14 protein-coding genes and 1 riboswitch are annotated in these 12,141 nt (G+C 71.9%); of the genes, 7 read left to right on the top strand and 7 right to left on the bottom strand.

Annotated features, from left to right (window positions below; genetic code table 11):
* Positions 1 to 61: 61 nt before the first annotated feature.
* Together BX283_RS33525 and BX283_RS33520 are read right to left on the bottom strand one after the other, a co-directional pair.
* On the bottom strand, positions 62 to 583 hold the full coding sequence (locus BX283_RS33525) for a hypothetical protein (RefSeq protein ID WP_257584042.1): 522 nt from the start codon (positions 581 to 583) through the stop codon (positions 62 to 64).
* A 203-nt stretch (positions 584 to 786) separates the two neighbouring features.
* Entirely contained in the window at positions 787 to 1,683 is an 897-nt protein-coding gene (locus BX283_RS33520; RefSeq protein WP_101391171.1) for an alpha/beta hydrolase, read from the bottom strand.
* A gap of 123 nt (positions 1,684 to 1,806) precedes the next feature.
* On the opposite strand from BX283_RS33520, the gene BX283_RS33515 reads away from it, so the two are divergent.
* Positions 1,807 to 2,850 (top strand): CdaR family transcriptional regulator, encoded by a 1,044-nt coding sequence (locus BX283_RS33515; RefSeq protein ID WP_101391170.1) that lies wholly within the window; start codon positions 1,807 to 1,809, stop codon positions 2,848 to 2,850.
* Between the two features lie 35 nt (positions 2,851 to 2,885).
* Here BX283_RS33515 and BX283_RS33510 read toward each other — a convergent pair whose 3' ends face one another.
* The 3 genes from BX283_RS33510 to wrbA all read right to left on the bottom strand — a co-directional run bounded on the left by BX283_RS33510 (position 2,886) and on the right by wrbA (position 4,285).
* Entirely contained in the window at positions 2,886 to 3,305 is a 420-nt protein-coding gene (locus tag BX283_RS33510) for a VOC family protein (RefSeq protein WP_101391169.1), read from the bottom strand.
* Between the two features lie 17 nt (positions 3,306 to 3,322).
* The gene (locus BX283_RS42490) at positions 3,323 to 3,466 is read right to left on the bottom strand and encodes a hypothetical protein (protein ID WP_373979319.1); all 144 of its coding nucleotides are present in this window, start codon (positions 3,464 to 3,466) and stop codon (positions 3,323 to 3,325) included.
* 213 nt (positions 3,467 to 3,679) lie between these two features.
* Entirely contained in the window at positions 3,680 to 4,285 is a 606-nt protein-coding gene (gene wrbA, locus BX283_RS33500; RefSeq protein WP_101391167.1) for an NAD(P)H:quinone oxidoreductase, read from the bottom strand.
* A gap of 216 nt (positions 4,286 to 4,501) precedes the next feature.
* Between wrbA and BX283_RS33495 the strand changes: the two genes are divergently transcribed.
* From BX283_RS33495 to BX283_RS33485, 3 genes are all read left to right on the top strand, one after another.
* Complete coding sequence (locus BX283_RS33495; protein WP_101391166.1) at positions 4,502 to 5,125, top strand: TetR/AcrR family transcriptional regulator; 624 nt, start codon at positions 4,502 to 4,504, stop codon at positions 5,123 to 5,125.
* Between the two features lie 217 nt (positions 5,126 to 5,342).
* A complete protein-coding gene (locus BX283_RS33490; RefSeq protein ID WP_101391165.1) occupies positions 5,343 to 5,708 on the top strand; it encodes an STAS domain-containing protein in 366 nt (121 codons plus the stop codon).
* 47 nt (positions 5,709 to 5,755) lie between these two features.
* Complete coding sequence (locus BX283_RS33485; protein ID WP_101391164.1) at positions 5,756 to 6,220, top strand: Crp/Fnr family transcriptional regulator; 465 nt, start codon at positions 5,756 to 5,758, stop codon at positions 6,218 to 6,220.
* 13 nt (positions 6,221 to 6,233) lie between these two features.
* Here BX283_RS33485 and BX283_RS33480 read toward each other — a convergent pair whose 3' ends face one another.
* Positions 6,234 to 7,655, bottom strand: coding sequence for a short-chain fatty acyl-CoA regulator family protein (locus tag BX283_RS33480; RefSeq protein WP_101391163.1), 1,422 nt, complete (start codon positions 7,653 to 7,655; stop codon positions 6,234 to 6,236).
* Positions 7,656 to 8,023: 368 nt separating this feature from the next.
* Between BX283_RS33480 and aceA the strand changes: the two genes are divergently transcribed.
* From aceA to BX283_RS33465, 3 genes are all read left to right on the top strand, one after another.
* On the top strand, positions 8,024 to 9,307 hold the full coding sequence (gene aceA / locus BX283_RS33475) for an isocitrate lyase (RefSeq protein WP_101391162.1): 1,284 nt from the start codon (positions 8,024 to 8,026) through the stop codon (positions 9,305 to 9,307).
* A 67-nt stretch (positions 9,308 to 9,374) separates the two neighbouring features.
* Entirely contained in the window at positions 9,375 to 10,241 is an 867-nt protein-coding gene (locus BX283_RS33470) for a 3-hydroxybutyryl-CoA dehydrogenase (protein ID WP_373979318.1), read from the top strand.
* A 46-nt stretch (positions 10,242 to 10,287) separates the two neighbouring features.
* Positions 10,288 to 10,514: riboswitch (cobalamin riboswitch) on the top strand.
* A gap of 186 nt (positions 10,515 to 10,700) precedes the next feature.
* On the top strand, positions 10,701 to 11,126 hold the full coding sequence (locus tag BX283_RS33465) for an acyl-CoA thioesterase (RefSeq protein WP_101391161.1): 426 nt from the start codon (positions 10,701 to 10,703) through the stop codon (positions 11,124 to 11,126).
* Positions 11,127 to 11,149: 23 nt separating this feature from the next.
* Here the strand turns inward: BX283_RS33465 and BX283_RS33460 are convergent, their stop codons facing one another.
* Positions 11,150 to 12,115: a pirin family protein gene (locus BX283_RS33460; RefSeq protein ID WP_101391160.1), complete on the bottom strand. Its 966-nt coding sequence runs from the start codon at positions 12,113 to 12,115 to the stop codon at positions 11,150 to 11,152.
* Positions 12,116 to 12,141: the final 26 nt, after the last annotated feature.

Genomic DNA, 12,141 nt, shown 5'->3' with positions numbered 1-12,141 from the left:
CACCGACAAAAGCACGACTGCTACGGGTGCACGGCGGTCCACTCACAACCCACCGCCTGGTTCAGAGGCATGCCAGCCACCCTGTGAGTTCGATCGACAGCCCCAGCGTCCCCCAGAGGAGGATGTCGCCAACCGGCCGGACCGGCTCTCCTGCGCCTTCCCGCAACACGGCCATGTGCGCGGCAAGAGCGGCCGGAGTCGCAACAACCCACAGCACACCCGCGAACACCAGACCCTGCACGGCTATCTGGCGCCAGTCATGGAGCCCGCCGTGCAGGATCCGGGCCATCGTGGGCAGGCCGACCGCGGGCAGCAGCCCGAGTGCGGTACTCGCGGCCACCCACCGCCACTGGTTCGTGCGGCCGGTGCGCCGCACGAACCAATGAGCAAGGGCTACAGCAGGCAGGACGTACGCGACGGTCACCGCCGCGCTCACCGACCAAAGCACCACCGGCCCAACCACGACGGCGACAGGAATCAGCAACACAGCGGCCCCGAGGGAACTGCCGAACCACTCAATCCATACCAATGCCAGCGCGGCGACGGTCACGCACAGCACAGCCATCGACACCGACGACGGCACAGATCCCGTGTGCCCGGCAGCACTCCCACTCGCACTCTGCGCCATCTCAGGCACCCCCCACTCTCGCCCCGCCGCACAGCACCCCACGCCGGCCCTACGCGCCAACTTGAACGCGTTCAACAGTAGCGGACGGTGTGTGCGCAGCGGATACCGAGTGGTCGAGTAGGCCTACAACCAACCAGGCAGAGCGCGCCCTCTCCACCTCACCCCACCAACCCCCGCCTCAACGCCGCCCCCAGCTCCGCCATCTGCCGCTGGGACACCTCGGCCGACAAGATCGCCTGTGAGCCGTGGAACGTGCCCGCCCACTGGTGCAGTTCGACCGGTACGCCCGCCTGGAGCAGACGCAACGCGTAGCCGATGCCTTCGTCGCGGTTCGGGCAGAACTCCGCTGTGGTGAGGTATGCGGGCGGTAGGCCGGACAGGTCGGTGGCCCGGGCGGGGGCCGCGTACGGGGACGCGGGTGTGGGGCCCAGGTAGTGGCGCCAGATCGCGGTGACCTTGTCGCGGTTCATCCAGGGTGTGTCCGTGAACTGCCTCGCGGACCAGGTCTCTTGGCGGTCGTCGAGGCCCGGTTGGTTCAGCAGCTGGAAGCAGATGCGCGGGCCCCGCTCGTCCCGTGCCCGCAGCGCCACCGCCGCGGCGATCGCCGCGCCGGCGCTGTGGCCTCCCACCGCGATGCGCCCCACATTGAAACCGAGTTCGGCCGCATGCTCGGCGGCCCAAGCCAGCACGGCGTACGCATCGTTCAGCGCGGCCGGGAAACGGTGCTCGGGAGCCAGGCGGTAGCCCACCGAGATCACCACCGCGCCGGAGCTGTCCGCGAGCCGCGCGGCCCACGGGTGCTCGGTGTCCAGGTCGCCCATGACGAATCCACCGCCGTGCAACCAGACGATGGCGCCCTGCGCTCGGTGCGGGCGGTATATCCGCACCGGCACCTCCACATCGGCGGGCACCATACGGTCCTCCACCTCCATACGTGTGACGTCCGGCGCCGGGATCGCGGCGGCCAGCTCCGCGAAGTTCTTGCGCTCGGCGACCGGGTCGGTCAGGTCGGCTCGGGGGAACAACGGAATGAATGCTTCGAGTTCGGGGTCCATGTCGACCATCCTCACCGCCGCCGCCCACCAAGGTCATCCGCCATACGTCGGGCAACTCGCCCCGATCACGCACCGATCGGCGCCCGCCCCATGACCTCGCCTGTCACCGCCTATCCTCCAGGCATGGAGGCACTGGCCATACGTTTGTCGCAACTGGACTCGCACGTCGAAGGCGCGATCCGCGTCGTCATGTTCTACGACACCCTCATGCGCCGACGCGTCGATCTCCCGGCGCTCGCACGCGCCTCCGCGGGGCTCGCCGAATGCGTGGCCGGGATTCGACTGCACAGCTCCAGGCGGGCCTTGCGGCTCTCGCCCGACGGCAGAGAAGCGGCCACACCTCCACGGCCCGCCTCCACCACGGTGCCGATCACCCTCGACGACGAGGAGATCGGCGCGGTGTGGCTGGAGCGCCCCGGCCCCCCCGGCTCGCTCGACGACGTGCTGCTCGAACGGCTCGCCATCGCCGCCGCGGCCGTCGTCGAGAGGTACGGCCCGGCCCGCACCACCATGGCCGACCCCGCACTGGTCGAGCTGGCGGTCAGCCCCGACATCGACGAGGCCGCCAGAGCCCGGGCGCTACGGCTCCTGGGTTTCGCCCCCGGCCTTCCGGTGCGCGTCGCCGCCGTACGGTCGCGCCTTCCCCTCGACCAGGTCGCCGGGCTGCTCTGCCCGGACCGTCCGGTCAAGGCGGCGCCACTCGCCGACGCGGGCGTCATCCTCGCCACCGCCCTGGACCCGAACCGCCTCCCGGCAGGCGTACGCGCGGGCATCGGCGCCGCCGAAGCCCCCGACCGGTCCTGGCGCGAGGCCCGCACCGCCCTCCGCTTCACCACGCCACGCCAACCGGTCGTCCACTACGACCGCCTGGGGGCGCTGGCCCTGCTCGCCGAGATACCCCAGGAGACCGCGCGGGAGAACGCCGACGTGGCCGCGATCGCCCGCATCGCCGACACTCCGGACGATCTGGAGACCCTGGACACCTACTGCGCCACCGGCTCCCTGCGCCGGGCCGCCGAACGCCTCCACCTGCACCACAGCAGCGTCGCGCGCCGGCTCGAACAGATCGGAAGGACCCTGGACATCGAACTCACCGAGCCCACCGGGCTGATGCGGGCGAGACTGGCCCTCACCGCATGGCAGTTGCTCGGGCAGGGCATCGACTGACCGCTCCGCCTCCGCGCCCGGCGGACCGCCCGCGCTCACCGGCTCCGCAGCGAAAACGTATGCCCCGCCGGATCGGAGTACAGCCTGGTGTCGTGCGGCCCGCCGTTGTCCTTCGTGTCCAGCGGACGGCCGCCCAGCGCGATCACCTGGCGTTCCACCGCGTCCATGTCCTCCCGGGCCACCAGCAGTTCCAGGTGCGCCTGCTGGGAGTCGTCGGGGCGGGGCCAGCTGTTGGGGGCCGCGCCGTGGTCGCGGCGGAAGGCCATCCGCGTACCGCCGCGGCCGGTGATCTCGATCCGTTCCGTACAGCGTTCGTCCTCTCCGGGGGGTTCGCCGCCCAGCAGCCGGGCGTAGAACTCCGCCAGGGTCTCCGGCTCGGCGCAGTCGAGGGCGAGGACCGCCGCCTCGACCAAGCCCGTCGACTCCGTCGTCACCTTCTTGGACAGGGGTTCCATCCCAGGCCCTCCACGCCTCAGTAGTAGCGGCGGTCCTCTTCGACCACCGGCGCGGCAGGAGGCGGCGGCTGGACCCGCCGACGCTTGAAGATGCTCACGTACGCGGCGGTTCCGATGATGCCCACGGCCATCAGGACCAGACCGGCCACATGGATGTTCATGCCCTGAACGTGCCAGTCGACCGCGAACGTGAGAATCGCTCCGATGCCTATCAGCAGAATGCATCCGCCCAGACCCATGGCTGTACCTCCGAACTCGACTGCACGTACGGTCGGTTCGTACGGGTGCCCCTCAGCGTCCACGCCTAACGCCCGAGTACGCGTCGGCGCCCCCGACCGCTACGTACGGTCAGGGGCGCCCGGGCAGCCGCAGGGTCAGCGGGCGCCGGCCTGGAGGCGTCCCGTGATCGTGGCCAGACGCTCACCCTGGTAGCGGGCCGCGACCAGCGTCTCCTCGGCGACGGCGTCGGTGCCGAAGTGCGCCGTGCCGTACGGGTTGCCGCCCGCGCCGTACACCACCGGGTCGGTGTAGCCGGGGGCGACGATGATCGAGCCCCAGTGGTGGAAGGTGTTGTACAGGGCCAGCGTGGTGGACTCGTTGCCGCCGTGCCTGTTGTGGGCGCTGGTGAATCCGGTGACGGGCTTGTCGGCCATGACACCGCGCTGCCACAGGCCGCCCGTGGTGTCGATGAACTGCTTCAGCTGCGCGGCGATGTTGCCGAAGCGGGTGGGCGAGCCGAACGCGTACGCGTCGGCCCACTCCAGGTCGTCGAGTGTGGCGAGCTCGACGGTGTCCTTGGTCGCCTCGACGTGCTCGCGCCAGGCCGGGTTGGCGTCGATGGCGGCGTCCGGGGCCAGCTCGGGGACCCGGCGCAGCCGCACCTCGGCGCCGGCCTTCTCCGCCCCCTCCGCGACAGCCTTGGCGAGCTGGTGGACGTTTCCGGTGGCCGAGTAGTAGACGACCGCAACCTTGGCACTCATGACGAGGCCCCTCCCAAGCAGAGATCTTCGTAAGACGGACGACGGGACCGGAGAAGTGGATAGGTATCCGGTTCCGACGGGATCGAGTAAAGCGGATAGCAATCCACTTCGCAAGCGATTTTCTGGGAGACCGCCCCTGCCCGCCTCCACCGGCCCCTGCCCCCTGCCCTGCGGCACCGCGGGGCGAAGCGGATAGCTATCCGATAGCCTCGGGACATGACCCGCATCGAACTCTCCGTCACGGGCCAGGCCCCGCCCGAGCGCGCCGACGCCGCTCGCAACCGCCGGAAGATCCTCGACGCGGCGGCTCGTCTGGTGGCCGAGCAGGGGCCCCAGGCCGTCACCATGAACGCGGTCGCGCACGCCGCCTGCATGGGCGTCGGCACGGTCTACCGGCGGTTCGGCGACGTCAGCCAGCTCCTCTTCGCCCTCCTGGACGACAGCGAGCAGCGCTTCCAGCAGTCGTTCCTGACCGGCCCCCCGCCGCTCGGCCCGGGCGCCCCGCCCGCCGAACGGCTGCGCGCCTTCCTGCACGCGCTCGCCGACCGGATCGTGGAGCAGCGCGAGATCATGCAGCTGGCGGAGGCCGCGTCACCGAGCGCGCGCTACACCAGCGGGGTGTACGCGACGCTGCACACCCATGTGTCGATGCTCCTGCGCGAGGCGCGGCCCGAGGCGGACACGGCGGTCCTGGCCCATCTGCTGCTCGCGCCGTTCGTCCCGAGCCTGATGGAGCACCTCACCGTCGGGCGGCGGGTGACACCGGAGCGCATCAAGGCAGGCATCGACGATCTGCTCGGAGTAGGGCCAGGGGCGACCCCCACGGACGACGGTTCCTGACGGTTCGTCGGCCGACCGCCGGACTGTCTGCCGAACCGATTCGTCATATGCCAACGCACCATGTTCAACGGCCACTTGGGACGGGCATGCACACACCGGAGGCTCCGGTTCTGCACACGTGGGGCCGAACGTCTCCACCGTTCCACCGCACGTCGTCCGCCACCCCCTCTCCTCCGTCCGCCCCCGGCGGGCGGGTCGCCTCCGCCGAGGTGAGCACATGGTCACCGTCCTTCCGGACTTCGCTCCACCGTCGCGCGTCTACCGCCTGCACGGGCATACCGTGCTGGCCCTCCGCGGCGAGATCGACATCGCCACCGCCCTCGAGGTCGTCCCGCACCTGGACGCGGTGACCGCCCCGTACGAGCCCCACGTCGTGATCGACCTGACGGCGGTCACCTTCTTCGACTGCTCCGGCCTGCGGCTGCTCAGCTCCGCCCGCCGCCGCGTGGCCGCCCGCCACGGCACTCTCACCGTGGTGTGCGCGCACGCGTTCACGCTGCGGATCCTGGCGCTGTCGGGCCTGGGCGCGGTGCTGCGCGTGGTTCCCACCCTGGAGGAGGCGGTCCTGGTCGCGGGCGGGTGACACTGGAGGGGAAACGCCACCAGGGGGACTCGACAAGGAGGCCGCCCATGAGCAGTCCCGCGCTCCCCCGGCTCACCAGCGCCCTGGCGGACGAGCACCGCACCCGCCTCACCGGCCTCGCCCACGAGGTCGACTTCCCCTCCGGAACCCGTCTCTTCAACGAGGGCGGCCACGCCGACCGGTTCTGGGTCCTGCGCTCGGGCACGGTCACCCTCGACATGCACGTCCCCGGCAGACGCCCGGCCGTCATCGAGACGCTCGGCTCCGACGAACTGGTGGGCTGGTCCTGGCTGTTCCGCCCCTATGTGTGGCAGCTGGGCGCCGAGGTCAAGACACCCGTCCACGCCTTCGAGTTCGACGCCCACGCCGTACGCGCCCAGATGGAGTCCGACCCCGCCTTCAGCGCGGCGGTCACCGGCTGGGTGAGCCGCGTCCTGGCCCACCGGCTGCACGCGGCCCGCACCAGACTGCTCGATCTGTACGCCCCGTACGGCAGCGGCCACGCCATGTGACCGCGCCGCCGATTCATACCTCGCGGTCGGCGCCCTCGGCCACCGGATAGGGCACGAACGTCGTGCTGTTCTCGTCGATCGCCAGGGCGCGGCCCAGCGGGGGCACCGCGCGCTGGGGGCAGTCCAGCCGTTTGCACATGCGGCAGCCCATGCCGATGGGGGTCGCGGCGGAGGCGTTGTCCAGGTCGAGCCCGTCGGAGTAGACCAGCCGCGAGGCGTGCCGCAGCTCGCAGCCGAGGCCGATCGCGAACGTCTTGGCGGGCTCGCCCCACCCGCCGCGGTGCCGGTTGACCGTGCGGGCGGTCCACAGATACCGCTGCCCGTCGGGCATGGCAGCGATCTGCACATGGATCCGGCCGGGCGAGGCGAAGGCCTCGTACACGTTCCACAGCGGGCAGGTGCCGCCGCCTCGCGAGAAGTGGAAGCCGGTCGCCGACTGGCGCTTGGACATGTTGCCCGCCCGGTCGACCCGTACGAACGAGAACGGCACGCCACGGGCGCGCGGACGCTGCAAGGTGCTCAGCCGGTGGCAGACGGTCTCGTGGCCGAGGCCGAAGCGGTCGCCGAGCCGCTCGATGTCGTAGCGGACCTCTTCGGCCGCCGCGTGGAAGGTGCGGTACGGGAGGATCAGCGCGGCGGCGAAGTAGTTGGCGACGCCGATGCGGGCGAGCGGCCAGGCCGGGGCCGCCGGGTCGAAGTCCTCGGCGGCGTGCCGGGACAGCTCGTCGGCGTATTCGAGCAGGGCGAGCTGGGTGGCCAGACGGAACGCCTGCTGGCCGGGGCGCAGGCGCGGGGAGAGGTGCAGGACGCGGGTCGCCGGGTCGTAGCGGTGCAGCCGATCGCCGTCCTCGGTGACCAGACGCACACCGTGGCGGTCCGCGAGGCGCGCGGCGAGCGCGCGGCGGACCTCGCCGGGGCGGATGCCGACCTCGGCGGCGAGCTCCTCGGCGGCCAGGTCCACGTCGTGGAGGTAGTTCTGGCGGCGGTAGAAGAAGTCGCGGATCTCCTCGTGCGGGGTGCGGGCCGCGACCGGCGGCGCCGAGTCGTCGCGTCCGTCGGTCAGTTCGGCCAGCCGCTCGGTCAGGTCCTGGTTGCGTCTGCCGAGGTCCAGGAGCACCTCGGCGACGGCCGGCAGCCTGGCCGCCAGGTCGGCGAGGTCGGAGGGCGAGACACGGGCGGCGGACACCTCGTCGGCCATGGCTTCGCGCAGTCCGGCGAGCAGCCGGGTGGTGTCGTGCTCGGAGAAGAACGACGGGTCGACGCCGAACGCCTCGGTCAGCCGCAGCAGTACGGGCACGGTCAGCGGGCGCGAGTCGTGCTCCATCTGGTTCAGATAGCTCGGCGAGATCGCGAGCAGCCTGGCCAGCTCGGCCTGGTTGAGCCGACGCTCCTCGCGCAGCCGCCGAAGCCGCGCACCGGCGTACGTCCTGCTCACCCAGTCCCCCTTCGCGTCCCTCGCGTGCGGGTGGGCGCGCGCGCCCCGCGAGCCGATCGGACGTGGATCAGCGTAACTCACGGGCGGGTTGGCAAAGTTGGCAGATCCGGGCCGGAAGATTCGCACAACATGGCTTTTGGCCAGCATCGACACCCGCCCGGAGCCCCTGCCACAGTCGTACCGCGGCCGCCCGGAACGAAGCCCCGGGCCGACCGGTCGGGAAGCCGCTCCACTCCACTCCCGGCGATCCCGACCTGCCCGGCGGCGCGGTTCCCCGTTCACCGGGCGTACGGCTCCGGGCGGCCGCACATCCCCGGCGACGACTCCCCCACCCTCCTTAACACCCTTCGCACTCCCAGGAGACGGACATGGCACAGGACGTCACGGCAGCCGCCGAGCAACTCGCCCGGCGCTGGGCATCGGAGCCCCGCTGGAAGGGGGTCGAACGCACCTACAGCGCGGCCGACGTCGTACGGCTGTCGGGCAGCGTCCGCGAGGAGCACACCCTCGCCCGGCGCGGCGCCGAGCGGCTGTGGCGGCAGTTGCACGAGCGGGACTACATCCACGCGCTCGGCGCGCTGACCGGCGGCCAGGCCGTCCAGCAGGTGAAGGCCGGGCTCCAGGCGATCTACCTCTCCGGCTGGCAGGTGGCCGCCGACGCCAACCAGGCCGGTCACACCTACCCCGACCAGAGCCTCTACCCGGTGAACTCCGTGCCCTCCGTGGTGCGCCGCGTCAACAACGCGCTGCTGCGGGCCGACCAGATCGCCACCGCCGAGGGCGCGGGCGACACCACGGACTGGCTCGCGCCGATCGTCGCGGACGCGGAGGCGGGGTTCGGCGGCCCGCTCAACGCGTTCGAGCTGACCAAGGCCATGATCGCGGCCGGTGCGGCGGGCATCCACTACGAGGACCAGCTCGCCTCCGAGAAGAAGTGCGGCCACCTCGGCGGCAAGGTCCTCGTCCCCACCGCCCAGCACATCCGCACCCTCAACGCCGCCCGGCTCGCCGCCGACATCGCCGACGTCCCCACCCTGATCGTGGCCCGCACCGACGCGCTCGCCGCCAACCTGCTGACCAGCGACGTCGACGAGCGGGACGCCCGGTTCGCCACGGGCGGGCGCACCGCCGAGGGCTTCTACCGCGTCGAGCCCGGCATGGGCCCGGTGATCGCGCGCGGCCTGGCCTACGCCCCGTACGCGGACCTGCTGTGGATGGAGACGGGCACACCCGATCTGGTGCAGGCCCGTACGTTCGCCGAGGCGATCCACGACCAGTACCCGGACCAGATGCTCGCGTACAACTGCTCGCCGTCGTTCAACTGGCGGGCGGCGCTGGACGACGACCGGATCGCCAAGTTCCAGCGCGAACTGGGGGCGATGGGCTACCGCTTCCAGTTCATCACCCTGGCGGGCTTCCACTCCCTCAACCACGGCATGTTCGACCTGGCGCACGGCTACGCGGAGTCCGGCATGACGGCGTACGTCGACCTCCAGGAGCGGGAGTTCGCCGCCCAGCGCGACGGGTTCACCGCCGTCAAGCACCAGCGGGAGGTCGGCACGGGCTACTTCGACCTCGTCTCGACGGCGGTCAACCCGGCCGCCGAGACGCTCGCGCTGCGCGGGTCGACGGAGGAGGAGCAGTTCCACTGACGCGTGCGCGCGTCCGCGTGCGAGCGCGTCCGCCCACGAGGGCTTGCCGACAACGTACGGAGGGATCATGAGCACTATCCAGCGCGTGGGGGTCGTCGGGGGCGGCCAGATGGGGGCGGGGATCGCGGAGGTGTGTGCCCGGGCCGGGCTCGACACCGTCGTCTGCGAGACCGACGCGGGAGCGGCCCGGGCGGCGCGCGAGCGGCTGGTCCACTCCCTGGACCGCGCCGTCGAGCGGGGCAAGGCGACACCGGCCGAGCGGGACGACGCCCTGGCCCGGCTCGTGTTCAGCGGCAGCCTGGACGACCTGGCCGACCGGCAGTTGGTCGTCGAGGCCGTCCCCGAGGACCCGGCGCTCAAGGCCGAGGTGTTCGCCGCGCTCGACAAGGCCGTGGAGGACCCGGACGCGATCCTGGCGACCAACACGTCGTCGGTCCCGATCATGCGCCTGGGCATGGCGACCGGGCGCGCGGACCGGGTGGTGGGGCTGCACTTCTTCAACCCGGTGCCGGTGATGCCACTGGTGGAGGTGGTCCCGTCCCTGCACACCTCGGCCCAAACCCTGGCCAGAGCAGAGGAGTTCGCGTCGTCCGTCCTGGACCGCACCACGGTCCGCTCGAAAGACCGGGCGGGGTTCGTGGTGAACGCCCTGCTGGTGCCGTACCTCCTGGCGGCGATCCGCATGGCCGAGTCCGGTTTCGCCTCGGCGGCCGACATCGACGCCGGCATGGAACGGGGCTGCGCCCACCCGATGGGCCCGCTCCGGCTCGTCGATCTGATCGGCCTGGACACGGTGGCGGCGATCGCGGACTCCCTGTACGCGGAGTTCAAGGAGCCGCTGTACGCCCCGCCGCCGCTGCTCCAGCGCATGGTCGAGGCGGGCCTGCTGGGCCGCAAGAGCGGGCGGGGGTTCCACCGGTACGGCGAGGGGTGATGGGTCGCCCGCGGAGCCGGTTGCCGTCCGATTGCCGGTCTCTGGTTACGCTGTCACCGCAGCTGGTTCGCCCCGTCCGCCAGGCGGGAGGCGTCGTAAGAGGGAACCCGGTGGGAATCCGGGACTGCCCCGCAGCGGTGAGCGGGAACGACCGCCGTCATCAGCACTGGGCCCGGCCACCGGGCCCGGGAAGCGACGGCCAGTAGGGGTCCGCCGGGAGACCGGCAGGCGCGCCCGCGAGTCCGAAGACCTGCCACTGCCCGTACGCCACCCGTGCGTACGGCGATCTCGGCGGCCTTCGAGGGGAGGGCCGGCGGAGCGGGCGGTCACGCACCCATCGCGCGTGGCCTTCGGCGCTGCCGTTCCTCCACGCCCTTCGCGACCTTGGCGAAATCCGGCTCCTCGCACCGACCGCCGGGATCCCCGCCGCGACTCGCGAAGGAGAGTCCCGTGAACCCCATGGGCATCCGCACGACCACCGGCCGCGCCCACAAGGCGCCCGCCGACTCCCGGGTCACCCTCGCGCACATCATGAGCGAGCACGACACCAACCTGTACGGCACCATCCACGGCGGCGTCGTCATGAAGCTGATCGACGACGCGGCCGCGGCCGCCGCGGGCCGCCACGCGGACGGGCCCGCCGTCACCGTCTCGGTGAACCGCATGGCCTTCCTCGCCCCCGTCCGCGCGGGCGACCTGCTCACGGTCCACGCGGAGCTGGAACGCGCCGGCCGCACCTCGATGGACGTCACCGTCCAGGTCACGGCCGAACGCTGGAACGCGTCCGGCCCCACGACGGAGGTGGCGACGGCCCAGCTGACGTTCGTCGCGATCGACGCGGACGGCACGCCGAGAGGGGTGCCGGGGCTGACGACCGCCACGTAACGAGCCAGAAGGTCAGCCCCCGCTCACCGCACCCTCCCCCGCGCCTTCAACGGCACCGGCGGCAGCGCGGGGGCGGAGAGCCGCTCCCCGTCGTATCCCTTCACCTCGCCGAACCGCGCCCCCGACATCCACTCCTCCCGTGCCTCCTCGATGTCCGCCTGCGAACGCCCGATGAAGTTCCACCACATCACGATCTCCTCCTCGAACGGCTCGCCGCCCAGGAGCATCAGGCCCGCGTCGGAGGCGGCGCGCAGGGGGAGTTCGGTGCGGCCGCAGCCGAGGTAGAGCATGGAGCCGGGGAGGACCGGGACGCCGTCCACGTGGGCCTCGCCGGACATCGACAGGACCGCGTACTCGAAGTCGGGGTCCAGGGGCAGGGCGAGGTCCGCGCCCGCCGTCAGGGTCAGGTCGGCGCCGACCAGGGGCGTGTAGATCGTGCCCGGCGACGCGGCGCCGTCGAGCTCGCCGAGGATCACCGTGGCCTTCAGGCCCGGCGCGGTCACCGTGGGCAGGTCCGCGTGGTGCTGGAAGTGCGGCTCGGTGTGACGGTGGGCGTCGGGCAGGGCGACCCAGAGCTGGGCGCCGTGCAGCAGACGGGCGTGCGGGCGGGGGCTCTCCTCGGAGTGGCTGATCGCCCGCCCCGAGGTCATCAGGCCGAGCTCGCGCGGGCGTACGGTCTGCAGGCTGCCGAGGCTGTCGCGGTGCAGCACCTCGCCCTCGTGCAGCCAGCTCACCGTCTGGAGCCCCATGTGCGGGTGCGGCGGCACCTGCATGCCGGGCTCGTCGGCGATGTCGTCCGGGCCGTAGTGGTCGACGAAGGCCCAGGCGCCGACCATACGGCGGCCGAGGTTCGGCAGCAGTCGGCGGACCTCGGTGGACTCGCCGAGCTTGACGGTGCGCGGCGAGAGGAGCTCGCGCACCGGCTCGGCGACGACGAAGCCGCGGCCGCCGCACACGGAGAGCGTGGCTTGACGATCGAGATTGCTCATGTCGGTCAACCTATTCCTGTCGGGGC

It is taken from the genome of Streptomyces sp. TLI_146, from assembly GCF_002846415.1.
Classification (GTDB): Bacteria; Actinomycetota; Actinomycetes; order Streptomycetales; family Streptomycetaceae; genus Streptomyces.
The sequence above is the reverse complement of the archived record's forward strand: the minus strand, read 5'-3'. Positions and strand labels throughout refer to the sequence as shown.